The following is a 22287-nucleotide window of genomic DNA, read 5'->3' as shown; positions in this document are numbered from 1 at the left end:
AGTCTTCGTCGAGTCGTCAAAGACGCCGGCCTCACCGACGGTGGGCGAACGCAACAACTCCGCTGCCAGAGACAGGCGTTGTGCGACAGGACAAAAGAGAAGCCCTTCGATGGTGGTCCAGGCCGAACGGCGCACGGCGCGGGCTCGGTCGCGTCTCGCCCCTGGTCGCTCAGGGGGTGCCTCAGGCCTCCCCGCCCAGACGCAACTGCACTTGGGCCAGCAGCCGGGCGTCGGGACTCTCCAGGTCCAGTCCCGACACCTGCCTGATCCTGCGCAACCGGTAGCGCAGACTGTTGGCGTGCACGCCCAGCGTGCGCGAGGCGGCGGACACGTCGCCGAAGTGGTCGAGGTAGGCGCGCAGGGTCTCCACCAGGCAACTGCCGCCGTGGTCGGCGTCGAACTCCCTCAGCCGGGCCACCGAGGTCCGCGGGTGCAGCGTCAACCCGCTCAGGGCCTCGACGACCTGGAGGATGCCCACGGTGTCCGCAACGTCCTCGCTCCGCGCGACGGTGTGCGGCCCTGCTGCGGCGATGAGCGCCCGCAGGGCCAACTCGGCCGACCGGCGTGACGCGGGCGCCCCTGCCAGACCGGGGACCACGTCGCCGAGCCCCACCCTCACCGCCGAGCCGATCGTCGCCGACAGCTGATCGGCCAGCGCCCTCCCGAGCCGTCTCGCCTGGCCGTCGGCCCGCTCGGGGTCGCGTTCCAGCCCGCTCAGCAACACCAGGGTCCCGCCGCCCGCCGGGACCACCACGACCCGGTGGCCCAGGGCCGCGCAGTGCAGGGTCAGCAGGCCGTACAGCCCGGACGGGCCGTCGTCCGCGGGGCGTCCCGGCCCGACACCCACAGCCAGGACGGCGCAGGGCTCCCGGGGCGGCAGCGAGGCCCGCTCCGCGAGCACCTCGACGGACCCACGGTCCTCCAGCAGCGCCCGGGCCGCGTCCTCCACCAGTCGGCCGTCCGAACTGTGGGTGCGGTGATGGAGCAGGTGTGCGGCGGCGGTGCGGGCCGCCGCGCGCAGCGTCTGTGCGGCGTTCGGCGACAGCGGGCGGCCGGCCACCGCCGCCACCCAGATGGACCCGAGCGCCTCCCCGCCCGCCCGCACGGCGCACACCAGACGCTCCGGATCCTGCCCGTGGGCGGGCCGGTGCAGCACGTCGCCCGCACCCCACAGCGCCTGGAAGAACCCCGCCTCCCGCATGGCCGCCACCCGCCAGGGCGGCACGCGACGGCCGAGGATGGTCAGCCGGCGCATCTCGTCGACGTTCTCCTCGGTGGACGAGTACGCCAGCACCCGCGACTCCGTGTCCTCGATCGTCACCGAGCCTCCGACCAGGGCGGCAACCGCGTCGGCCAGTGAGTGCAGATCGCCCAGGGGCACGCCGCTGGTGGCGGGCATCGGAGGAGCACCCGCCGCGGCCAGTCCGGCCCTCAGCACCCCGACGAGCTGGGCCCAGGTGCACCAGGCGGTGCGGAAGAGCACCGCCGTGCCGCCTTCCTCCGCGGCCGCCTGCAACGCCCGTACGGTGGGCTCGGACCGGCCCGGGCCGAACACCACGCCCGCCGCACCGGCCTCACCGGCCCGGCGCACCACGTCGACCGCATGGGCCGAGCTCGGGTCGACGCCGACCGCGAGCAGCAACTCCCGCGGTCTGATGACCGGTTCCAGGGCGTCCAGCACATGGACGCCGGTGACCTGCGTCCGCAGCCCCCGCGGGGCCGCGTGCAACTCCACGGCTCCCACCCCCACCACCGAGAGCAGACGTTCCAGCGTCCCTTGGTCAGCGGCGTCCGTGCCCCGGCCCGGAGATTCCCCCGCATCCGTCATGCTGCCCCCCTGTCCCGGCCCGAGCGCGCCGCTGTCGCGGCGGACGATCGGAGAACGTATGACATCACGGGACTTGTCCGCGGTCGAGACGTCCTCAGTGCACCGGGTGACGCAACGCCGTTGGAAGCGGCACTAGTTCATCCTCCCCAGGACCTCTCGCACCCGCCGCACGTCCCGGATCCGCTGCTCGTACGTCGCGCCGAGGGCGAGCAGCAGGAGACCGGCGAGGGCGGGGGGTGCCCAGCGGGGGAGGGCTCCCGTCACCTGCACGACGTACGGGGCGAGTTCGTGCAGGGTGACCAGGGTCAGCACCGCGCCGCCGAGCACCAGCGGGGCCCGGAGGTGGTGCCGGGCGCCCAGCAGGGTGACCAGCAGCGCCGCGCCGCCGAGCAGCAGCGGCCGCGTCCACTGCGGGTCGGTCCAGGCGGCGACCAGACTCGGCAGGAGGGTCGCGGCGAGCCCGGGGCCGTACGCCGTCCAGGAGGAGGCCAGCGGGTCGCGGCGCCGCCGCAGCGCTCCGACCAGCAGCGCCGGGACGGTCACCGGGAGGGTGTAGGCCTCGGGCGTGCCCACGTCCCAGGCGGCCAGCCGGACCCAGGCGGCCAGCACGAACAGGGCCGTGGCCGCGTAGCCGACGGGACGGCGCCCGGCGCGCAGGGCCGTGCCCGCGGCGATCACCCCGCACAGGGCCAGCACCAGCGCGAGCATCGGCGGGTCGGCGACGGCCAGTCCCACGGCGAACAGACCGACGGCGGCTCCCACGGACTCGACCGGCAGCGTCGCCCGTGACGCACCGAGACGCGTCGCCAGCAGCGCGGCGGCAGCCGTGACCGCCAGGACGAGCAGGGCGGTCCGGGAGGCGGACCAGTCCGCCGCGGCACCCGACGCCGAAGCCAACGCGGCGGCGGTCACGAGAGCCGCCGGAGCCGTGAACGGGGAGACGTCCGACCGCCAGGAGGCCGCGGCGAACAGCGTTGTCAGCACGGCCAGCACGACGAGGGTCGCGGACTGCGACGCGAGGGAGGCCAGGGTGAGACCGGCGGCCGTGACCAGGGCGAGGACCAGTGCGGTGACCTGCGCGGCCGACGCCGTGATCCGGCACGCGTACAGGGCGGCAGCGGCCAGCACGCCCAGGACCGGCAAGCCGGCGACGTACGGGATCTCCAGGATCGCCGGAAGAATCAGCGCCGTGGCCCAGAGGAGGCCGAGAGCACCGAGCCGGGTCCGTGAACGCCACGGCTCGGCGCGGACCACCAGGGCGAGCACGGCCGCCACGGCCACCAGAACCACCGGGGCCACGGCCGCGTGCGGCGGCCAGGGCACGTCGACGACCACCGCCGCACGAGCGTCCGACGGTGCCCCGCTCCACACCCGGCCCAGCCATCCGGCCGGCCCCAGCAGCACCACGGCCACGACGGGCAGCGTCCACAGCACGGCCAGCCCCTGTACGGCACCGGAGGCCCAGCCGAGACCCCTCCGCATCGCCTCCGGCAGCCGCTCGGCCCGCACCGCCGCCAACAGGGCGATGCCGACGCCCAGATGAGCCGGAACCGCCCACTGCGAGGGCAGGCCGGAACGCGCCACCCCGCCGAGCGCCCCGACGACGAGCAGCCCGGCCGTGATCGCGAGGCCCAGGGCGTGCCCGACGCCCGGCCCCCGCCGGGCCGAACCCACGGCGATCGCCGCAGCGAGCAGGAGCAGCGCCCCGGCGCGGGCGGCGTCGACCGGGCCGTCGGCCGTCAGGGACAGCCATCCGGCACCCACAGCGCCCCAGCCGCCCGCGCCGTACGCGGCTACGACGGCGCTGACCCGCACCGCGCCGGCCGGCAGCCGCACCACCGCGACCGCGTCCAGCCCGGCCGTCACCAGCAGCGCGGCCGTGACCGCACGGGGACCCGCGTCGGCGGCCAGGGCCCCCAGCAGCAGCGGGAACTGGGCCGCGGCCAGCGCGCAGGGCAGGGGCAGGCGCAGCGCGGACGTGGCCGGCAGCAGGCCGTACGCCGTCCAGGCCGCCGCCAGCACCGCCGTCGCCGCGGCCGCGTAACCGGTCCCGTCCGTCCCGGCCAGGGCCGCGGCGTGCAGCGCATAGGCGTCCAGGACGGTCAGGGCGAGCGCCAGGCCCGCCACGGCCTCGGCCGTCGACCGCAGCCCCCGCTTCAGCAGGGCCACGGGCGCGGCGAGCGTCGCCACCGTGACCGCGCCCAGCACCAGGGCCCGCCCGGCGATCCCCATGTGCCCCCAGCTCACCAGCGTGAAAACCGCCGCCGCGAGCGTGAGCAGGACACCGCCGAGGACGAGCAGCACGTTCTGCACGCTGGGCGCGGCGGTCTCGGGGCGGGGCGGTGCGGCGGACGGCGTCCGCGGGTGCGCCCAGGGCCGCGACGGCTGCCCCGTCTGCTGCAGGGCCGCGACCAGCCAGGCGCGGCGAGTCAGCAACTGGGCCCGGCGGGCGTCCAGTTGCCCGAGTTCGGCGTCGAGGAGCCGCAGTTCCTCGGCAGGAGGCGGAAGGTGCGTCATGGCACGCAGTGTGGTCCGCGTCACCGCGCCGGACATGAGTGCGGATACTCAGCCGCGTACTCAGCCGGACCCCGCCCCGAGTGGGCACACTTCCGGCATGGACTGCAACCACTACCGCTTCCGCACTCTGTGGCCCCTGCCTGCACCGCCCGCCACGGTGTACGAGGTGCTGCAACGCCCCGAGGACTACCCGCGCTGGTGGCGCCAGGTCCAGGAGGTGACCCGGTTCGACGACAGCACCGGGGTGATCCGCGTCCGCTCGCTCCTGCCGTACGACATGACCTTCACGGTGCGGGAGGTGCGGCGCGACCCCACGGCCGGTGTGCTGGAGACCGCGCTGTCCGGGGACATGGAGGGCTGGGCACGCTGGACCGTCACACCGCACGGCACGGGCAGTCTGGCGCGCTACGACCAGGCCGTCAGCGTGCGCAAGCCGCTGCTGCGGCGTCTCGCCGTGCCGGGCCGGCCGCTCTTCCGCGCCAATCACGCGCTGATGATGCGCTCCGGGCGGCGCGGACTCCTCCGGCACCTGCGAGCGGTTTGAAGGAAGCGCGCTCGGGCCTGTATGGTTCAGTGCGTTCCCGGGCGATTAGCTCAGTGGGAGAGCGCTTCGTTCACACCGAAGAGGTCACTGGTTCGAACCCAGTATCGCCCACCGGAAACAGCCGGTCCGTCGCAGACGGACCGGTTTTTTCATGCCCGCGCGGGCGCCGCGCCAGGCGTGTGCTCAGGCCGCCGCCGGCAGGTCCGGACGCAGCGGCCACGCCGGGTCGACCGCCTCGTCCACACCGCTGCGCGCGAACCACGCCTGCAGGCCCCGCGCCTGCGCCGCGTGCCACACCGCCTGCAGGGTGTGCAGCTCACCCGGGGCGAGACGCTCCAGCCGGGACGCGAACCGGCGGCCCACCGCCCGGGTGACCTCCAGCGCCGCCACGGCGTCGGCCGCCGCGTCGTGCGCGCCGTCCAGGGCGACGCCGTAGTGCGCGCACAGGTCGGTCAGAGTGCGGCGGCCCTTGCGGTAGCGGTCCAGGTGCTTGTCCAGGACCCGCGGGTCCAGCACGGACAGCGGCGCCGACTCGAACCAGCGGCCGAGCGCCGAGGCCCGGTGGCGGCGCAACTCCCGGTCGAGCAGGGTCAGATCGAACGGCGCGTTCATCACCACGACCGGGCGCCCGGCGTGCGCCTGCTCGGCCAGTGCCTGCGCTATCTCGTACATCACCGGCGCCGGCCAGCGGCCGTTGCGCTGCAGGTGTTCCTCCGTCAGTCCGTGCACCGCCGTCGCCTCGGCGGGCACCGGCACCCCCGGGTTCACGAGCCAGCGGCTCACCCGCGGCCGGATGCCCGGCGCGTCCTGGACCACGACGGCGGCCGACACGATCCGGTCGGTCTCGACGTCCACGCCCGTCGTCTCCGTGTCGAAGGCGGCCAGCGGCCCCTCGTACCAGCACGTCGTCATAGCCACACAACCCCTCGTTCACCTTCGGCAGTTGACGCACCGTCCGCTGCCCGATCCGGTGATACCCGGGCTGTTTGCGCCGTACGCCGGAAGGAGACAACAGGAGTACGGGTCGTTGCAGTTCAGCGGCCCGCCACGGGGAAACACTTGTTCTGGAAGGCTGTTGGCCATGGCCATTGCGCAGCCCGAACGGGGCGGGCTGCTGCCCGAGCGCACGGCTCCCTCCCGCGGCACTCTCGCCACCACCGCCTGCATGGAGACACTGCAGGTCGGCTATCTGCACGCCGTCGCGGCGGCCGCCGGCTGCTCGCTGTCCCAGCCCTTTCCCGACAACGGCATCGACTGGCACGTCAGCCACAGCGCCCCGGGGCACACGGTCGACGACGAGGTCACCATCAAGGTGCAGCTCAAGGCCACCTACCAGGTGCCGCCCAACCCACCCGGCCGCACCTTCTCCTTCACCCTCGACAACGACCACCTGGCGAAGCTCGCCCGCACACCCGTGTCGGTGCACAAGATCCTCGTGGTGATGCTGGTGCCGCGCTCCCAGGACGACTGGCTGCGCGCCGGCCACGACGGGCTGGACCTGAGGCACTGCTGCTACTGGACCAACCTCGCCGGACAGCCGATCACCGGCCGCCGCCGCACCACCGTGCGGATACCGACCTCACGCATCTTCGACGACCGGGCCCTGTGCGAGATCATGACGCGGGTCGGGACGGGAGGGAAACCGTGACGCACCGCCCGACCGAGGAGCCACTGCGGCAGGTCCGGCCGCACCCCGTGGACACCGCCTGGAGCGGTTCACCGCCCGGGCCGCCCGAGCCCGCCGGCGTCGACCCGGCCGTGCTGGGCGCCCTGCTGCGCCGGCACGGCTGGCAGCGGCGCGGCGGCGCCCCCGGACGCTACGGCCGCTGGACCCCGCCCGGCCCCGGCGGCAGCGGCACCAGCCTCCTGGTGCCGGAGAGCCGCGCCTTCCCCGACAGCGACGAGCTGCTCGGCGAGGCCCTGCTCGCCCTGTCCCGCAGCGGCTCCTCCTCCGCCCGCGAGGTCCTCGTCTCCCTCGCCGTGCCCAGCGACGAGATCCGCTGGTGGCACGACGTCCCCGCCGGGCCCGCCGGCGCGGCGTCCTGGAGCGTCGAGGACCGGCTGCGCGGCGCCGCCCGCCGGATGCTGCTCGCCGCGGCCCTCGCCACCCGCGCCCGGGCCGGCTACCACGGCGCCCGTCACCGTCGCTCCGCCGCCGCGGCGCTGGAGGACGTCCTCGTCGGCTCCGCCACCGACGGCCGGCTCACCGCGTTCGTGCCGGTCGCCGGCGGCCGCCCCCTGGCCGTACGCCTCCACCAGGCGCTGTTCGCCGCCCGGGAGGCGATCGACTACCAGCGGGCCACCGGCGGCATGGACGGCTTCGACACCGCCGTCGAGGCAGGGGTGAGCCATGAGCTCACCGAGGCCCTGGTGGCCCTCGTCCGGGGCACGGAGGGGGCCCGGATCGCCGTCGAGTGGGCCCCGGCGGCGGGCGTGCCCGAGGGGTGCGCGCCCTCGGCCGAGCCCGTCGAGTTCTCGCCCGGCGACCTGCCGGCGCTGCGCGAGGCGGCCGCCCGCTATCTGCGCGAGGAACCCGCCGTGCCGGTGCGGATCACCGGAGCGGTGGTACGGCTGCGCCGGTCCGGGCCGCACGGCGAGGGCACCGTACGGCTGCGCGTGCTGGCCGGGGCCGACGTCCCGAACGTCCGCATCACCCTCGACGAGGACGCGTACCGGATCGCCGGGCACGCCCATCTCGTGGGGCTTCCGGTCCGGGTGCAGGGGCGGCTGGAGAGCCGGGGCGGATTCCGCCGCCTCACCGGTGCCCACGGCGTCGTGCCCGTCCAGGTCGACGACGCCGAACGGGACCGCCTGATGAAGGAGCTCCACGAAAACCTCGACTTCTTCGAGGGGGCCTGCGAAGGGGACTGACGAGGCCCTGGGGAGGAGACCGCCGAGGCCTGCGGAGCGGGCTGCCGGGGCTGATTTCGCGTCGGGCGGTCCCGGGTCGGTACGATCCTTACTCGTGCGCGCGCTCGGGTATGGCGCCGCAGCCCCCTTCAGTCAGGAGAGACCGGTGTCAGACGTCCGTGTGATCATCCAGCGCGATTCCGAGCGGGAAGAACGCGTGGTGACGACGGGCACAACGGCCGCCGAGCTCTTCGCCGGCGAGCGCTCGATCATCGCCGCGCGCGTGGCCGGCGAGCTCAAGGACCTGTCGTACACCCTGTCCGAGGGCGACGAGGTCGAGGGCGTCGAGATCTCCTCCGAGGACGGCCTCAACATCCTGCGCCACTCCACCGCGCACGTCATGGCACAGGCCGTGCAGGAGCTCCACCCCGAGGCCAAGCTCGGCATCGGCCCGCCCGTCAAGGACGGCTTCTACTACGACTTCGACGTCGAGAAGCCGTTCACCCCCGAGGATCTCAAGGCCATCGAGAAGAAGATGCAGGAGATCCAGAAGCGGGGGCAGCGGTTCTCCCGCCGCGTGGTGACCGACGAGGCCGCCCGCGAGGAGCTGGCCGACGAGCCCTACAAGCTGGAGCTGATCGGCCTCAAGGGCTCCGCCTCGTCCGACGACGGCGCGGACGTCGAGGTCGGCGCCGGTGAGCTGACGATCTACGACAACCTGGACGCCAAGACCGGCGACCTGTGCTGGAAGGACCTCTGCCGAGGCCCCCACCTGCCGTCGACCCGCGCCATCCCGGCGTTCAAGCTCATGCGCAACGCGGCCGCCTACTGGCGCGGCAGCGAGAAGAACCCCATGCTCCAGCGCATCTACGGCACCGCCTGGCCCACCAAGGACGAGCTGAAGGCGCACCTGGAGTTCCTCGCCGAGGCGGAGAAGCGCGACCACCGCAAGCTGGGCAACGAGCTCGACCTGTTCTCGATCCCCGAGCAGATCGGCTCCGGCCTCGCCGTCTTCCACCCCAAGGGCGGCATCATCCGCCGGGTCATGGAGGACTACTCGCGCCGCCGCCACGAGGAGGAGGGCTACGAGTTCGTCTACACCCCGCACGCGACGAAGGGGAAGCTCTTCGAGACCTCGGGCCACCTGGACTGGTACGCCGACGGCATGTACCCGCCCATGCAGCTCGACGAGGGCGTGGACTACTACCTCAAGCCCATGAACTGCCCGATGCACAACCTGATCTTCGACGCGCGCGGGCGTTCCTACCGTGAACTGCCGCTGCGCCTCTTCGAGTTCGGGACGGTGTACCGGTACGAGAAGTCGGGCGTCGTGCACGGCCTGACCCGGGCCCGCGGCTTCACCCAGGACGACGCGCACATCTACTGCACGCGTGAGCAGATGTCCGAGGAACTGGACTCCACGCTCACCTTCGTGCTGAACCTGCTGCGCGACTACGGCCTGACCGACTTCTACCTGGAGCTGTCCACCAAGGACCCGGAGAAGTTCGTCGGCTCCGACGAGGCCTGGGAAGAGGCCACGGAGACGCTGCGCCAGGTCGCCGAGAAGCAGGGCCTGCCCCTCGTCCCCGACCCGGGCGGCGCCGCCTTCTACGGCCCCAAGATCTCCGTCCAGGCCAAGGACGCCATCGGCCGGACCTGGCAGATGTCGACCATCCAGCTCGACTTCAACCTGCCCGAGCGCTTCGACCTGGAGTACACCGCCGCGGACGGCACCAAGACCCGCCCGGTCATGATCCACCGTGCGCTGTTCGGCTCCATCGAGCGCTTCTTCGCGGTGCTCCTGGAGCACTACGCGGGCGCCTTCCCGGCGTGGCTGGCCCCGGTCCAGGCCGTCGGCATCCCGATCGGCGACGCGCACGTGGAGTACCTGGAGAAGTTCGCCGCCGCGGCCAGGAAGAAGGGCCTGCGCGTCGAGGTCGACTCCTCCTCCGACCGCATGCAGAAGAAGATCCGCAACGCCCAGAAGCAGAAGGTGCCCTTCATGGTCATCGCGGGCGACGAGGACATGTCCCACGAGTCCGTGTCCTTCCGCTACCGCGACGGCTCGCAGGAGAACGGCATCCCCTTCGACGAGGCCATCGCGAAGATCCTGAAGGTCGTCGAGGAGCGCACCCAGGTCTGATCACGCCGCGCACGGGCCCCCGGGGAGATCCGGGGGCCTTTGCCGTCCCCCCAGCTCGACGCCATATGCTGCACTGCATGACGAGTGAGCCGGAGCAGCAGCTGGGAGTGGGGACGCAGGACGCGTTCCAGCGTCTGTGGACGCCGCATCGGATGGCCTACATCCAGGGCGAGAACAAGCCCACCGGCCCGGGTGCCGGCGATGGCTGCCCCTTCTGCTCGATCCCGGCCAAGTCCGACGAGGACGGACTCGTCGTCCGGCGCGGCGAGCAGGTCTACGCGGTGCTCAACCTCTACCCGTACAACGGCGGCCACCTGATGACCGTGCCCTACCGGCACGTCGCCGACTACACCGACCTCACCGCTGGGGAGACCGCCGAGCTCGGCGAACTCACCAAGCAGGCGATGACGGCCCTGCGCACGGCCTCCGGCGCCCACGGCTTCAACATCGGCATGAACCAGGGCACGGTCGCCGGCGCGGGCATCGCGGCACACCTGCACCAACACATCGTGCCGCGCTGGGGCGGGGACACGAACTTCATGCCGGTGGTGGGACACACCCGGATCCTGCCCCAGCTCCTGGCCGACACGAGGAAGATGCTGGCGGACGCCTGGCCTACCGTGTGATCCCGGCAGGGCTGGAGCCTCCCAGCCCGTCCGGCGCTTGAGGACGAGGCCGTTCAGTCCGATGGGGGTCCGGGGCGCAGCCCTCGGGTACACCGGCCCGCAGACGACCGACTACGCGTCGTACACATCCGCCTTCTTCGGCGAAGCCTCCTGCACCGCCCCGCTGAGCGCCGCCGACCTGGAGCCGAACTTCTCCACGTCCACCCCGTTCTCCCGCAGCACCTTCAGCGCCGCCGTGTGCACCACCCGCAGCACCGGCGTGGCCGCCCGCAGCGCGTCGTCGGCCATGAACCGGTGCCGCCACGGCTGGTCGGCCCACGCGTGCCGCAGGCCGAACGGCTCCGGCAGCGTCAGGCTGCCGCCGAGCCAGTTCAGCACCGGCGGATACCAGGTCAGCGGCGCGCGCGCGGCCAGCCGTACCACCTCGTCGGCGTCGATCAGCGGGAGCTTTACCGTGCGGGTCTCCCAGAACCGAAGCGACTTCTGGACCGTCTTCTCCTTGGCGGCGGGCTTCTCGTTGAACAGGGAGTTCACCGGCCCCAGGGCGTGCCCGGTGACCTCGATGCGCAGCGTGTCGTGCAGCACGGTCACTGTGATCAGCATCGTGATCACCAGGTGGCCGTCCCACAGGGTCCACTGCACGCCCAGGTAGTGCCGGTCGCCGCTGCCGAACTGCTGCTTGTTGCAGATGTCCTGTATGGCGTGCGTGCGGACCGTGTAGGCGTCGACGTCCGTGCCGCTCGGCCGGGACACCTCCGTCGCCTTCTCGCCGATCGGCGTGACGATCCAGTGCGTGATGGACGGCTTGGGGAAACCGCCGGTGTTGATGGACGTACGCTCCAGCATGCCGAGACCGCCCTGGATCGCCACGATGACGTCCCAGCTGCGGAACGGGTGGAACTCCTTGCCCGGCTCGGCGGAGACCAGTTCCTCGGCCAGCTGCCAGCTGCCCCACCGCGTGCCCATGCCGAGTATGCCCTTGGGACCGGCGTAGAAGACCGAGTTGGAACGCTGCTCGGCGGCGAGGCGGGCCAGTTCCTTGCGGACCTGCTCGGCCGCGTCGCCGGGGTTGCCGGGGACGGCCTCGGGGATCTTGGCGCCGACACCACCGCCCGAGAGCAGGCTCGACCAGCGCTCCCGCAGGTCCCGGGCGGTCCGCTCACAGATGTGCTTGGCCCAGAACCAGCCGACGACCGGCATGATCACCGCCGCGCGCCCGTAGAGGGCCCAGAACCCCGTGAACGGCATGCGCACCAGGAACAGCACGGCCAGTGCGCTCACGGCGAGCAGCAGCGTCGTGGCCAGGGCGCCCGCACGCTTGTCCTCGCGCCGGGCCATGGTGGTGCGCAGGGTGAAAACCAGCAGCCACACGAGGAAGCCCGGCAGGAACAGGAGCCCGCAGATCACCGTGATCGCCGACAGCCAGTTGTCGCGGTCGCGGCGGATGCGGTGGGCCGCCAGGCAGTGCTCCACGACGACCTGGGGCTCGATGCCGAAGGACTGGATGACCGGGTTGCGTCCGGCACCCAGCATCCGGTCGATCACCGCGCGCGAGAAGGCCTCGCCGAGCCTGGGGCGGAAGATCTTCGCCCAGGAGCGCGGCGGGGTCACCTTCGACTGGTGCCACTCGTTGTCGGCGGCCAGGATCTTGGTGACCTCGTCGTCCCGGTACGCGGCCGCGGCCAGCGCATAGGTCGCCGCCGTCTGGCCGCTCGCACCCGCGAGAGGAACCTGCGCTCCCGGGCTGAAGTCGAATCCGTCCGTCACTGCCGCCCCCATCGCTGCCGCATCCGCATCTGCGGCCTTCCCGACTTCCGCGCTGCGCACACCTGTTGATCAGGTCATCAGCGTATCCGTCCGCACCGGCGAGCGGGGGCGGGCGGCCCGTCAAGCCGTCCGCCCCCGCGGAGGGGAGCCCCCAGGAGGGAACTTGGTGGCGCCCGGCGCCAACTACGAGGCCACGCGCTCCCCTTCTCGCACCCGGTCCGCGACCTGCTGCGGCATCGGTTCGTGCCGCGCGTACCGGCGGCTGAACCCCGCCGTGCCGTGCGCCATCGACCTCAGGTCGATCGCGTACCGGCCGATCTCGATCTCGGGCACCTCGGCCCGGATCAGGGTGCGCCCGCCGGGGGTCTGCTCGGTGCCGAGCACCCGGCCGCGCCGCCCCGACAGGTCGCTCATCACGGCGCCCACGAAGTCGTCGCCGACCAGCACCGACACCTCCGCCACCGGTTCCAGCAGATGGATCCTCGCGTCGGCCGCGGCCTCCCGCAGCGCGAGCGCGCCCGCGGTCTGGAAGGCGGCGTCGGAGGAGTCGACCGAGTGCGCCTTGCCGTCGAGCAGGGTCACCCGTACGTCGATGAGCGGGTACCCGGCCGCGACCCCCTTGGCCGCCTGCGCCCGGACGCCCTTCTCCACCGACGGGATGAACTGCCGGGGCACGGCGCCGCCCACGACCTTGTCGACGAACTCGATGCCGGACCCGCCGGGCAGCGGCTCGACCTCGATCTCGCAGATCGCGAACTGCCCATGCCCGCCCGACTGCTTGACGTGCCTGCCCCGGCCCGCCGACTTGGTCGCGAACGTCTCGCGCAGGGACACCTTGTGGGGCACGACGTCGACCTGGACGCCATAGCGGCTGCGCAGCCGCTCCAGGGCGACGTCCGCGTGCGCCTCGCCCAGGCACCACAGGACCACCTGGTGGGTGTCCTGGTTCTGCTCCAGCCGCATCGTCGGATCCTCGGCCACCAGCCGGGCCAGGCCCTGGGACAGCTTGTCCTCGTCCGGTTTGCTGTGCGCCTGGATGGCCAGCGGCAGCAGCGGGTCGGGCATCTGCCACGGCTCCATCAGCAACGGGTCGTCCTTGGCGGACAGGGTGTCGCCGGTCTCGGCGCGGCCCAGCTTCGCCACACAGGCCAGGTCACCCGCGATGACGTGCGACACGGGCCGCTGCTGCTTGCCGAACGGCGTGGACAGGGCGCCGATCCGCTCGTCCACGTCGTGGTCCTCGTGCCCCCGGTCGGCCAGCCCGTGCCCGGAGACGTGGACCGTCTGGTCGGCGCGCAGGGTGCCGGAGAACAGCCGGATCAGCGACAACCGGCCCACGTACGGGTCGGAGGAGGTCTTCACGACCTCCGCGACCAGCGGAGCGCCCGGGTCGCACGGCTTGAGCTCGCGCGGCTTCCCGTCGATCGTCGTCACCCGCACCGTCTCGTGCTCCAGTGGCGTCGGGAAGCCCCGCGTGATCAGCTCCAGCAGTTCCAGGGTGCCGAGGCCCTGCCGGGCGCCCTCACCCGCGGGGGCGGCGGCCAGGACGGGGAAGAAGACGCCCCGTGCGACGGCCCGCTCCAGGTCCTGGACGAGCGTTCCCACCTCGATCGGCTCCCCGCCGAGGTAGCGGTCCATGAGGGTCTCGTCCTCGCTCTCGGAGATGATCCCCTCGATGAGCCGGTTGCGGGCCTCCTCGATCAGTGGGAGCTGGTCCTCGCCGGGCTCGGACTCCTTGCGCTCGCCCGTCGAGTAGTCGAACAGCTTCTGCGACAGCAGCCCGATCAGCCCGGTCACGGGCGCGTGCCCGTCGGGGGCCTGGGGGCCGTGCAGCGGCAGGTAGAGCGGCAGGACCGCGTCGGGGTCGTCCGCGCCGAAGGCCTCCGCGCAGGTCCGGGTCATCTGCTCGAAGTCGGACCGCGCCGACTCCAGGTGCGTGACGACGATGGCCCGGGGCATGCCCACGGCCGCGCACTCCTCCCACACCGCGCGGGTCGAGCCGTCCACGCCGTCCGAGGCCGAGACGACGAAGAGGGCCGCGTCCGCCGCGCGCAGACCGGCCCTGAGCTCACCGACGAAGTCGGCGTATCCGGGGGTGTCGAGAAGGTTGACCTTGATGCCGTCCCACTCGACGGGCACCAGGGAGAGCTGCACCGAGCGCTGCTGCCGGTGCTCGATGTCGTCGTAGTCGGAGACGGTGCCGCCGTCCTCCACGCGGCCCGCCCGGTTCACCGCCCCCGCCGTCAGTGCGAGGGCCTCCACCAACGTGGTCTTGCCCGATCCGGAGTGGCCGACCAGCACCACATTCCGTACGGACTGAGGGTGGTCGGCCGCTTGTGCCCTGCCGGCGGCCCCAGGGTGTGTCTGTGCCTTGTCGCCCATGATCCTGCCTCCCGTGCACGGTGAGGTCACTGTGGGCGCGGACACGCGGAACCCGCGTGCGGTGCGGCTCCGGCGACGCCCGCGGTCATTCGACCTTCCCACTCCCGTCACGGCGCGTCCATACGAACGACGTGAGCGCGCCGCCCACCAGGGGCTCGCGAGTTCCCCCGAAAGGGGTCCGGGTGCCCGCCCCTCGCCCACGCGCGCGCGTGACTACGATGGGCCAGCCGGTGGCCAGCAGGGGCCAGACGGCGACACCGACCCTCGGGAAGGCCATGCTGAACAAGTACGCGCGTGCATTCTTCACGCGTGTCCTCACACCGTTCGCCGCGTTTCTGATCCGTCGGGGCGTGAGCCCCGACACCGTCACGCTCATCGGCACCGCCGGGGTGGTCGCGGGCGCGCTGGTCTTCTACCCCATGGGCGAGTTCTTCTGGGGCACGGTCGTGATCACGCTCTTCGTGTTCTCCGACCTGGTCGACGGCAACATGGCCCGTCAGCTCGGCCGCTCCAGCCGCTGGGGCGCCTTCCTGGACTCCACGCTCGACCGGGTCGCCGACGGCGCGATCTTCGGCGGCTTCATCCTCTGGTACGCCGGTGGGGGCGACGACCTCGTCCTGTGCGCCGTCTCGATCTTCTGTCTGGCCAGCGGGCAGGTGGTGTCGTACACCAAGGCCCGGGGCGAGTCGATCGGCCTGCCGGTGGCGGTCAACGGGCTCGTCGAGCGGGCGGAGCGGCTGGTGATCTCCCTGGTCGCGGCCGGGTTGGCGGGCCTGCACGCGTTCGGTGTGCCCGGCATCCAGTACCTGTTGCCCGTCGCCCTGTGGATCGTCGCCGTGGGCAGCCTCGTCACGCTCGTCCAGCGGGTCGTCACCGTCCGCCGGGAGTCCGCGGAGGCCGAGGCCGCTGCGGGCGCGCCGGACGGCCAGGACAATGAGGACGAGCAGCAGAACGCCTCTCACGGGAGCGAGGCGGCCACGTGAGCGCTCAGGACCGGCTGACGGACGCGCTGTACGGCCTCGGCTGGGGCACGGTCAAGAAGCTCCCCGAGCCCGTCGCCGCACGGCTCGGCCGGAGCATCGCGGACCTGGCCTGGAAGCAGCGCGGCAAGGGCGTCCAGCGCCTGGAGAGCAACTACGCGCGCGTGGTGCCCGGCGCGAGCCCCGAGCGCCTCGCCGAGCTGTCCCGTGCGGGCATGCGCTCCTATCTGCGCTACTGGATGGAATCCTTCCGCCTCCCGGCCTGGAGCAAGGAGCGGATCAGGGACGGCTTCGAGGCCAAGGACCTGCACCACCTCACCGAGGGCATGGCCGCCGGCAAGGGCGTCATACTCGCCCTGCCGCACCTCGCCAACTGGGACCTCGCCGGAGCCTGGGTCACCACGAAGCTCGGCATCCCCTTCACCACGGTCGCCGAGCGCCTGAAGCCCGAGACGCTCTACGACCGGTTCGTCGCCTATCGCGAGGGCCTCGGCATGGAGGTCCTGCCGCACAGCGGCGGTACCGCCTTCGGCACCCTGGCCCGACGGCTGCGCGACGGTGGTCTGGTCTGCCTGGTCGCCGACCGCGACCTGTCGGCCTCCGGCGTCGAGGTGGACTTCTTCGGCGACACGGCCCGCATGCCGGCCGGACCCGCCCTGCTCGCCCAGCAGACCGGCGCCCGGCTGCTGCCCGTCACCCTCTGGTACGACGACTCGCCCGTGATGCAGGGCCGCGTCCACCCGCCTGTCGAGGTCCCCGAATCGGGTACGCGCGCCGAGAAGACGTCCGTCATGACACAGGCGCTGGCCGAGGCCTTCGCCACGGGGATCGCCGACCATCCGGCGGACTGGCACATGCTGCAGCGCCTGTGGCTCGCGGACCTCGACCCCGCGAAGGGACGCCCGTGAGAATCGGTATCGTCTGCCCGTACTCCTGGGACGTCCCGGGCGGCGTGCAGTTCCACATCCGTGACCTCGCCGAATACTTCATCCGCCTCGGCCACGAGGTGTCCGTCCTGGCCCCGGCCGACGACGACACCCCGCTGCCGCCGTACGTGGTCTCGGCCGGACGCGCCGTGCCGGTGCCGTACAACGGGTCGGTGGCCCGGCTGAACTTCGGCTTCCTGAGCGCCGCCCGGGTGCGCCGCTGGCTGCACGACGGCGCGTTCGACGTGATCCACATCCACGAGCCGACCTCGCCGTCGCTGGGCCTGCTCACCTGCTGGGCCGCCCAGGGGCCGATCGTCGCCACGTTCCACACGTCCAACCCGCGCTCCCGCGCGATGATCGCCGCGTACTCGATCCTCCAGGCCGCCCTGGAGAAGATCAGCGCCCGCATCGCGGTGAGCGAGTACGCCCGCCGCACGCTGGTGGAGCACCTCGGCGGCGACGCGGTCGTGATCCCCAACGGCGTCGACGTCGACTTCTTCGCCGAGGCCGAGCCCAAGGCCGAGTGGCAGGGCGACACGATCGGCTTCATAGGGCGTATCGACGAGCCCCGCAAAGGACTGCCGGTGCTGATGAAGGCGCTGCCGAAGATCCTCGCCGCGCGTCCGCAGACCCGGCTGCTGGTCGCCGGGCGCGGCGACGAGGAGGAGGCCGTCGAGTCCCTGCCGGCCGAGCTGCGTTCCCGCGTCGAGTTCCTCGGCATGGTCAGCGACGAGGACAAGGCCCGCTTCCTGCGCAGCGTCGACCTGTACGTCGCCCCCAACACCGGCGGCGAGAGCTTCGGCATCATCCTCGTCGAGGCCATGTCCGCGTCAGCCCCCGTCCTCGCCTCCGACCTGGACGCCTTCGCCCAGGTCCTGGACCGCGGAGCGGCCGGCGAACTGTTCCCCAACGAGGACGCCGACGCCCTGGCCGACGCGGCGGTACGGCTCCTGGCGGACCCGGAGCGGCGGGCGGAGCTGCGTGCGCGGGGGAGTGCCCACGTACGGCGCTTCGACTGGTCGACCGTCGGCGCGGACATCATGTCCGTCTACGAGACGGTCACGGCGGGAGCGGCGGCGGTGGCCGAGGACGAGCGGACGACCGGCCTGTGGGGGCGGCTCGGGTTCGCCCGCGACTGACGCCCGGGGCGGCCGGCGATTCACCCGCGGGCCGACGGGGCGGCTCGGGTTCGCCCGGGACGTGCCCCCCGGCCCCGCGGGCCGGCGTCGAGACACCGTAGAGAAGAAACGGTGGCCCTCGGTCTTCCTCGGGCCGATGGCCGTACTCGGTCGGCCTCGCGCAGGCCGGGGTGAACGGCGAGGCCGCGCGTGCCGCTAGCCTTGCCGCCCGTGACCACCACTCTCATCTGGATCGCCGTCGCCCTGGTCGCGATCGGGCTCTACCTGAGCTGGACCGCCGGCCGGCTCGACCGTCTCCACGCCCGGATCGACGCCGCCCGGGCCGCCCTGGACGCGCAGCTGCTGCGCCGGGCCTCGGTGGCGCAGGAACTGGCGACCTCGGGGGTCCTGGACCCGGCCGCCTCGATCGTGCTGTACGAGGCCGCGCACGCCGCCCGGCAGGCCGAGGAGGACCAGCGGGAGGTCGCCGAGAGCGAACTGAGCCAGGCGCTGCGGGCCGTCTTCGGGGAGGCCCCTCAGGTGGAGGCGGTGCGGGAGGCACCCGGGGGAGAGGAAGCGGCCCGGGAACTCACCGAGGCCGTCCGCAGGGTCCCGATGGCCCGGCGCTTCCACAACGACGCCGTACGCGCCGCCCGGGCCCTGCGCCGCCATCGCAAGGTGCGCTGGTTCCGCCTGGCCGGTCACGCGCCCTTCCCGATGGCCTTCGAAATGGACGACGAGCCTCCGGCGGCTCTGGTGGACCGGGCCGCCTGAGCCCCGTTCGCGCGGCGTTTCCCGGGCCGTCCGCCCCAAAAGGATCCACGCCCTTCGCATTGGCCCTTGCTGTGGCCTGGTTCTCTCACGTTTCCTCAGTGCTGCAGAAAACCCCCTTTCCCTCAGCGAGGTCACCCGTGTCCATCTCCGAAAACCAGGCTCCCGAGACCGGTACCGCCCGTGTGAAGCGCGGCATGGCCGAGCAGCTCAAGGGCGGCGTCATCATGGACGTCGTCACGCCGGAGCAGGCGAAGATCGCCGAGGACGCGGGCGCCGTCGCCGTCATGGCCCTGGAGCGGGTCCCGGCCGACATCCGCAAGGACGGCGGAGTGGCCCGCATGTCCGACCCGGACATGATCGAGGGCATCATCGACGCCGTCTCCATCCCGGTCATGGCCAAGTCCCGCATCGGCCACTTCGTCGAGGCCCAGGTCCTGCAGTCCCTCGGTGTCGACTACATCGACGAGTCCGAGGTCCTCACCCCGGCCGACGAGGTCAACCACTCCGACAAGTGGGCCTTCACCACGCCGTTCGTCTGTGGCGCCACCAACCTGGGCGAGGCCCTGCGCCGCATCGCCGAGGGCGCGGCGATGATCCGCTCCAAGGGCGAGGCCGGCACCGGCAACGTCGTCGAGGCCGTGCGCCACCTGCGCCAGATCAAGAACGAGATCGCCCGCCTGCGCGGCTACGACAACAACGAGCTGTACGCCGCCGCCAAGGAGCTGCGCGCGCCGTACGAGCTGGTCAAGGAAGTCTCCGAGCTGGGCAAGCTTCCCGTGGTGCTGTTCTCCGCCGGCGGTGTCGCCACCCCGGCCGACGCGGCTCTGATGCGTCAGCTCGGCGCCGAGGGCGTCTTCGTGGGCTCCGGCATCTTCAAGTCCGGCGACCCGGCCAAGCGCGCCGCCGCCATCGTGAAGGCCACCACCTTCTACGACGACCCGAAGATCGTCGCCGACGCCTCCCGCAACCTCGGCGAGGCCATGGTCGGCATCAACTGCGACACCCTCCCCGAGGCCGAGCGCTACGCCAACCGCGGCTGGTAAGGCACAGGAATCCATGAGTGACACCCCCGTCATAGGCGTCCTGGCCCTCCAGGGCGACGTACGGGAGCACCTCGTCGCCCTGGCCGCGGCCGATGCCGTGGCCAGGCCGGTGCGGCGCCCCGAAGAGCTCGCCGAGGTGGACGGCCTCGTCCTCCCCGGCGGCGAGTCCACCACCATCTCCAAGCTGGCCGTCCTGTTCGGCCTGATGGAGCCCCTCCGCGCGCGCGTGCGGGACGGCATGCCCGTCTACGGCACCTGCGCCGGCATGATCATGCTCGCCGACAAGATCCTCGACCCGCGCTCCGGGCAGGAGACAGTCGGCGGGATCGACATGATCGTGCGCCGCAATGCCTTCGGACGGCAGAACGAGTCCTTCGAAGCGGCCGTCGACATCCGGGGCATCGAGGGCGATCCTGTGGAGGGCGTCTTCATCCGCGCCCCCTGGGTGGAGTCCGTCGGCGCCCGGACCGAGGTGCTCGCCGAGCACGACGGTCACATCGTCGCGGTCCGCCAGGGCACCGCGCTGGCCACGTCGTTCCACCCGGAACTGACCGGCGACCACCGGGTGCACGCCCTGTTCGTCGACATGGTGCGGGGGAACCGGGCAGCCGAGTCCTTGTAGGATTCCTGCGTTCGTTGCTGAGATGGGTTACGCGAAGGAGACAGGCAGATGTCCGGCCACTCTAAATGGGCCACGACGAAGCACAAGAAGGCCGTCATCGATGCCAAGCGCGGCAAGCTCTTCGCGAAGCTGATCAAGAACATCGAGGTCGCGGCGCGGATGGGTGGCGTCGACCTCGAGGGCAACCCGACGCTCTACGACGCCGTCCAGAAGGCCAAGAAGCAGTCGGTTCCGAACAAGAACATCGACTCCGCGATCAAGCGCGGTGGCGGTCTCGAGGCCGGCGGCGCCGACTACGAGACGATCATGTACGAGGGCTACGGCCCTAACGGCGTGGCCGTGCTCATCGAGTGCCTCACCGACAACCGCAACCGCGCGGCCTCCGACGTCCGCGTCGCCATGACCCGCAACGGCGGCTCGATGGCCGACCCCGGCTCGGTGTCGTACATGTTCAGCCGCAAGGGCGTCGTCATCGTCCCCAAGGGCGAGCTGACCGAGGACGACGTCCTCACGGCCGTCCTGGACGCGGGCGCCGAGGAGGTCAACGACCTCGGTGAGTCCTTCGAGGTCATCAGCGAGGCCACCGACCTGGTCGCGGTCCGCACCGCCCTCCAGGACGCCGGCATCGACTACGACTCCGCCGACTCCAGCTTCGTGCCGTCCGTCCAGGTCGAACTGGACGAGGAGGGCGCCAAGAAGATCTTCAAGCTGATCGACGCGCTCGAGGACAGCGACGACGTGCAGAACGTCTTCGCCAACTTCGACGTGAGCGACGAGGTCATGGAGAAGGTCGACGCGTAACGCTGCCGCGAGTGCCGCGATCTCGGCGGGCCGGGGGACACACGTCTTCCGGCCCGCTGTCGTTGTCAGTGGCAGCCGATAGCCTGGCCTAGCCAATGATCACCGTCCACGGACCGCGACCCTCAGTTGAGGAACCACGACGGTGCTCAGCCAGGTCCGCGAGAGCGGCGGCGGTTCAGCCGCAAAAAGGGGAGGGCGCGTGCGCGTACTGGGGGTGGACCCGGGGCTGACCCGGTGCGGTGTCGGCGTCGTCGAGGGCGTCGCCGGGCGGCCGCTCACCATGATCGGAGTCGGCGTCGTCCGCACGCCCACCGACGCCGACCTCGGCCACCGCCTCGTCGCGGTCGAGCAGGGCATCGAGCGGTGGCTCGACGAGCACCGGCCGGAGTTCGTCGCCGTGGAACGCGTCTTCAGCCAGCACAACGTGCGTACGGTGATGGGCACCGCCCAGGCCAGCGCCGTCGCCATGCTCTGTGCCGCCCGCCGCGGGATCCCCGTGGCGCTGCACACCCCGAGCGAGGTCAAGGCGGCCGTCACCGGCAGCGGCCGGGCCGACAAGGCACAGGTGGGAGCCATGGTGACCCGCCTGCTCCGGCTCAGCGCCCCGCCCAGACCCGCCGACGCGGCCGACGCCCTCGCCCTCGCCATCTGCCACATCTGGCGCGCCCCCGCCCAGAACCGACTCCAGCAGGCCGTCGCCCTGCACACCGCACAAGCACCGAAAGGCCGGACGGCATGATCGCCTTCGTCAGCGGCACAGTGGCCGCACTCGCTCCGGACACCGCGGTCGTCGAGGTCGGCGGCGTCGGCATGGCCGTCCAGTGCACACCGAACACGCTGTCCACGCTCCGCATGGGCCGGCCTGCCAAGCTGCACACCTCCCTGGTCGTCCGTGAGGACTCCCTCACCCTGTACGGCTTCGCCGACGACGACGAGCGCCAGGTCTTCGAGCTGCTCCAGACCGCGAGCGGCGTGGGACCGAGACTCGCCCAGGCGATGCTGGCCGTGCACACCCCGGACGCGCTGCGCCGGGCCGTCGCCACCGGCGACGAGAAGGCCCTCACCGCCGTCCCCGGCATCGGCAAGAAGGGCGCCCAGAAGCTGCTCCTGGAGCTGAAGGACCGGCTCGGGGCGCCGGTCGGCGCACCCGCCGTCGGCGCACCGGTCAGCGCCGGCTGGCGCGACCAGCTGCACGCGGCGTTGATCGGCCTCGGCTACGCGACCCGGGAGGCCGACGAGGCCGTCGCCGCCGTGACCCCGCAGGCCGAGGCCGTCGAGGGCACGCCCCAGGTGGGGCAGCTGCTGAAGGCGGCCCTGCAGACGCTGAACCGAGCTCGCTGATCCACGACCTACTGAGGCACAT

The 22287-nt window shown here is 72.3% G+C and carries 19 protein-coding genes and 1 tRNA gene; 15 read left to right on the top strand and 5 right to left on the bottom strand.

Annotation, left to right across the window (positions count from 1 at the left end; translation table 11 throughout):
• Positions 1–181: 181 nt before the first annotated feature.
• Together AB0B29_RS17845 and AB0B29_RS17840 are read right to left on the bottom strand one after the other, a co-directional pair.
• Positions 182–1828: a helix-turn-helix domain-containing protein gene (locus AB0B29_RS17845; protein WP_362240320.1), complete on the bottom strand. Its 1647-nt coding sequence runs from the start codon at positions 1826–1828 to the stop codon at positions 182–184.
• A 132-nt stretch (positions 1829–1960) separates the two neighbouring features.
• Complete coding sequence (locus AB0B29_RS17840; protein WP_362240317.1) at positions 1961–4345, bottom strand: SCO7613 C-terminal domain-containing membrane protein; 2385 nt, start codon at positions 4343–4345, stop codon at positions 1961–1963.
• A gap of 97 nt (positions 4346–4442) precedes the next feature.
• Here AB0B29_RS17840 and AB0B29_RS17835 point away from each other — a divergent pair, with 97 nt between their 5' ends.
• A complete protein-coding gene (locus AB0B29_RS17835; protein ID WP_362240314.1) occupies positions 4443–4889 on the top strand; it encodes an SRPBCC family protein in 447 nt (148 codons plus the stop codon).
• Between the two features lie 39 nt (positions 4890–4928).
• A tRNA-Val gene (locus AB0B29_RS17830) sits at positions 4929–5000 on the top strand.
• 72 nt (positions 5001–5072) lie between these two features.
• Here AB0B29_RS17830 and AB0B29_RS17825 read toward each other — a convergent pair.
• Entirely contained in the window at positions 5073–5801 is a 729-nt protein-coding gene (locus tag AB0B29_RS17825; RefSeq protein ID WP_362241003.1) for a 3'-5' exonuclease, read from the bottom strand.
• A 169-nt stretch (positions 5802–5970) separates the two neighbouring features.
• On the opposite strand from AB0B29_RS17825, the gene AB0B29_RS17820 reads away from it, so the two are divergent.
• The 4 genes from AB0B29_RS17820 (at position 5971) to AB0B29_RS17805 (ending at position 10508) form a co-directional block, all read left to right on the top strand.
• Positions 5971–6537 (top strand): DUF4365 domain-containing protein, encoded by a 567-nt coding sequence (locus AB0B29_RS17820; protein ID WP_362240311.1) that lies wholly within the window; start codon positions 5971–5973, stop codon positions 6535–6537.
• The gene (locus tag AB0B29_RS17815) at positions 6534–7760 is read left to right on the top strand and encodes a hypothetical protein (protein WP_362240308.1); all 1227 of its coding nucleotides are present in this window, start codon (positions 6534–6536) and stop codon (positions 7758–7760) included. Before AB0B29_RS17820 ends, AB0B29_RS17815 begins: the two co-directional genes overlap by 4 nt.
• Before the next feature lie 145 nt (positions 7761–7905).
• Positions 7906–9882: a threonine--tRNA ligase gene (gene thrS, locus AB0B29_RS17810; protein ID WP_362240305.1), complete on the top strand. Its 1977-nt coding sequence runs from the start codon at positions 7906–7908 to the stop codon at positions 9880–9882.
• 65 nt (positions 9883–9947) lie between these two features.
• A complete protein-coding gene (locus tag AB0B29_RS17805; protein WP_362240302.1) occupies positions 9948–10508 on the top strand; it encodes an HIT family protein in 561 nt (186 codons plus the stop codon).
• 111 nt (positions 10509–10619) lie between these two features.
• Here AB0B29_RS17805 and AB0B29_RS17800 read toward each other — a convergent pair whose 3' ends face one another.
• Both AB0B29_RS17800 and AB0B29_RS17795 read right to left on the bottom strand, forming a co-directional pair.
• Positions 10620–12287 carry a hypothetical protein gene (locus AB0B29_RS17800; protein ID WP_362240299.1) on the bottom strand — a complete coding sequence of 556 codons (1668 nt, stop codon included), beginning with the start codon at positions 12285–12287 and terminating at the stop codon, positions 10620–10622.
• 171 nt (positions 12288–12458) lie between these two features.
• Entirely contained in the window at positions 12459–14657 is a 2199-nt protein-coding gene (locus tag AB0B29_RS17795) for an elongation factor G-like protein EF-G2 (protein WP_362240296.1), read from the bottom strand.
• Positions 14658–14875: 218 nt separating this feature from the next.
• On the opposite strand from AB0B29_RS17795, the gene pgsA reads away from it, so the two are divergent.
• The 9 genes from pgsA (at position 14876) to ruvA (ending at position 22265) form a co-directional block, all read left to right on the top strand.
• Complete coding sequence (gene pgsA / locus AB0B29_RS17790) at positions 14876–15640, top strand: phosphatidylinositol phosphate synthase (RefSeq protein ID WP_362241000.1); 765 nt, start codon at positions 14876–14878, stop codon at positions 15638–15640.
• On the top strand, positions 15637–16545 hold the full coding sequence (locus AB0B29_RS17785; protein ID WP_362240294.1) for a phosphatidylinositol mannoside acyltransferase: 909 nt from the start codon (positions 15637–15639) through the stop codon (positions 16543–16545). The genes pgsA and AB0B29_RS17785 overlap by 4 nt, the downstream gene beginning before the upstream one ends.
• Positions 16542–17705 (top strand): glycosyltransferase family 4 protein, encoded by a 1164-nt coding sequence (locus AB0B29_RS17780; RefSeq protein ID WP_362240291.1) that lies wholly within the window; start codon positions 16542–16544, stop codon positions 17703–17705. The genes AB0B29_RS17785 and AB0B29_RS17780 overlap by 4 nt, the downstream gene beginning before the upstream one ends.
• A 210-nt stretch (positions 17706–17915) precedes the next feature.
• Positions 17916–18458, top strand: a complete 543-nt coding sequence (locus tag AB0B29_RS17775) for a hypothetical protein (RefSeq protein WP_053668286.1) — start codon at positions 17916–17918, stop codon at positions 18456–18458.
• A 137-nt stretch (positions 18459–18595) separates the two neighbouring features.
• Positions 18596–19501, top strand: coding sequence for a pyridoxal 5'-phosphate synthase lyase subunit PdxS (gene pdxS / locus AB0B29_RS17770; RefSeq protein WP_053668287.1), 906 nt, complete (start codon positions 18596–18598; stop codon positions 19499–19501).
• Positions 19502–19514: 13 nt separating this feature from the next.
• Entirely contained in the window at positions 19515–20123 is a 609-nt protein-coding gene (gene pdxT, locus AB0B29_RS17765) for a pyridoxal 5'-phosphate synthase glutaminase subunit PdxT (RefSeq protein ID WP_362240287.1), read from the top strand.
• 48 nt (positions 20124–20171) lie between these two features.
• A complete protein-coding gene (locus AB0B29_RS17760; RefSeq protein WP_003988987.1) occupies positions 20172–20924 on the top strand; it encodes a YebC/PmpR family DNA-binding transcriptional regulator in 753 nt (250 codons plus the stop codon).
• A 199-nt stretch (positions 20925–21123) separates the two neighbouring features.
• A complete protein-coding gene (gene ruvC, locus AB0B29_RS17755) occupies positions 21124–21663 on the top strand; it encodes a crossover junction endodeoxyribonuclease RuvC (protein WP_362240284.1) in 540 nt (179 codons plus the stop codon).
• Complete coding sequence (ruvA, locus tag AB0B29_RS17750) at positions 21660–22265, top strand: Holliday junction branch migration protein RuvA (protein WP_344454600.1); 606 nt, start codon at positions 21660–21662, stop codon at positions 22263–22265. Before ruvC ends, ruvA begins: the two co-directional genes overlap by 4 nt.
• Positions 22266–22287: the final 22 nt, after the last annotated feature.

It is taken from the genome of Streptomyces tibetensis (assembly GCF_040647715.1).
In the GTDB taxonomy this organism is placed as follows: Bacteria; Actinomycetota; Actinomycetes; order Streptomycetales; family Streptomycetaceae; genus Streptomyces; species Streptomyces tibetensis_A.
The sequence above is the reverse complement of the archived record's forward strand: the minus strand, read 5'-3'. Positions and strand labels throughout refer to the sequence as shown.

Coding starts and splice junctions, on each gene's coding strand:
- AB0B29_RS17845 (WP_362240320.1), bottom strand. CDS start 1,828: ATGACGGATGCGGGGGAATCTCCGGGCCGGGGCACGGACGCCGCTGAC.
- AB0B29_RS17840 (WP_362240317.1), bottom strand. CDS start 4,345: ATGACGCACCTTCCGCCTCCTGCCGAGGAACTGCGGCTCCTCGACGCC.
- AB0B29_RS17835 (WP_362240314.1), top strand. CDS start 4,443: ATGGACTGCAACCACTACCGCTTCCGCACTCTGTGGCCCCTGCCTGCA.
- AB0B29_RS17825 (WP_362241003.1), bottom strand. CDS start 5,801: ATGACGACGTGCTGGTACGAGGGGCCGCTGGCCGCCTTCGACACGGAG.
- AB0B29_RS17820 (WP_362240311.1), top strand. CDS start 5,971: ATGGCCATTGCGCAGCCCGAACGGGGCGGGCTGCTGCCCGAGCGCACG.
- AB0B29_RS17805 (WP_362240302.1), top strand. CDS start 9,948: ATGCTGCACTGCATGACGAGTGAGCCGGAGCAGCAGCTGGGAGTGGGG.
- AB0B29_RS17800 (WP_362240299.1), bottom strand. CDS start 12,287: ATGGGGGCGGCAGTGACGGACGGATTCGACTTCAGCCCGGGAGCGCAG.
- AB0B29_RS17795 (WP_362240296.1), bottom strand. CDS start 14,657: ATGGGCGACAAGGCACAGACACACCCTGGGGCCGCCGGCAGGGCACAA.
- pgsA (WP_362241000.1), top strand. CDS start 14,876: ATGGGCCAGCCGGTGGCCAGCAGGGGCCAGACGGCGACACCGACCCTC.
- pdxT (WP_362240287.1), top strand. CDS start 19,515: ATGAGTGACACCCCCGTCATAGGCGTCCTGGCCCTCCAGGGCGACGTA.
- AB0B29_RS17760 (WP_003988987.1), top strand. CDS start 20,172: ATGTCCGGCCACTCTAAATGGGCCACGACGAAGCACAAGAAGGCCGTC.
- ruvA (WP_344454600.1), top strand. CDS start 21,660: ATGATCGCCTTCGTCAGCGGCACAGTGGCCGCACTCGCTCCGGACACC.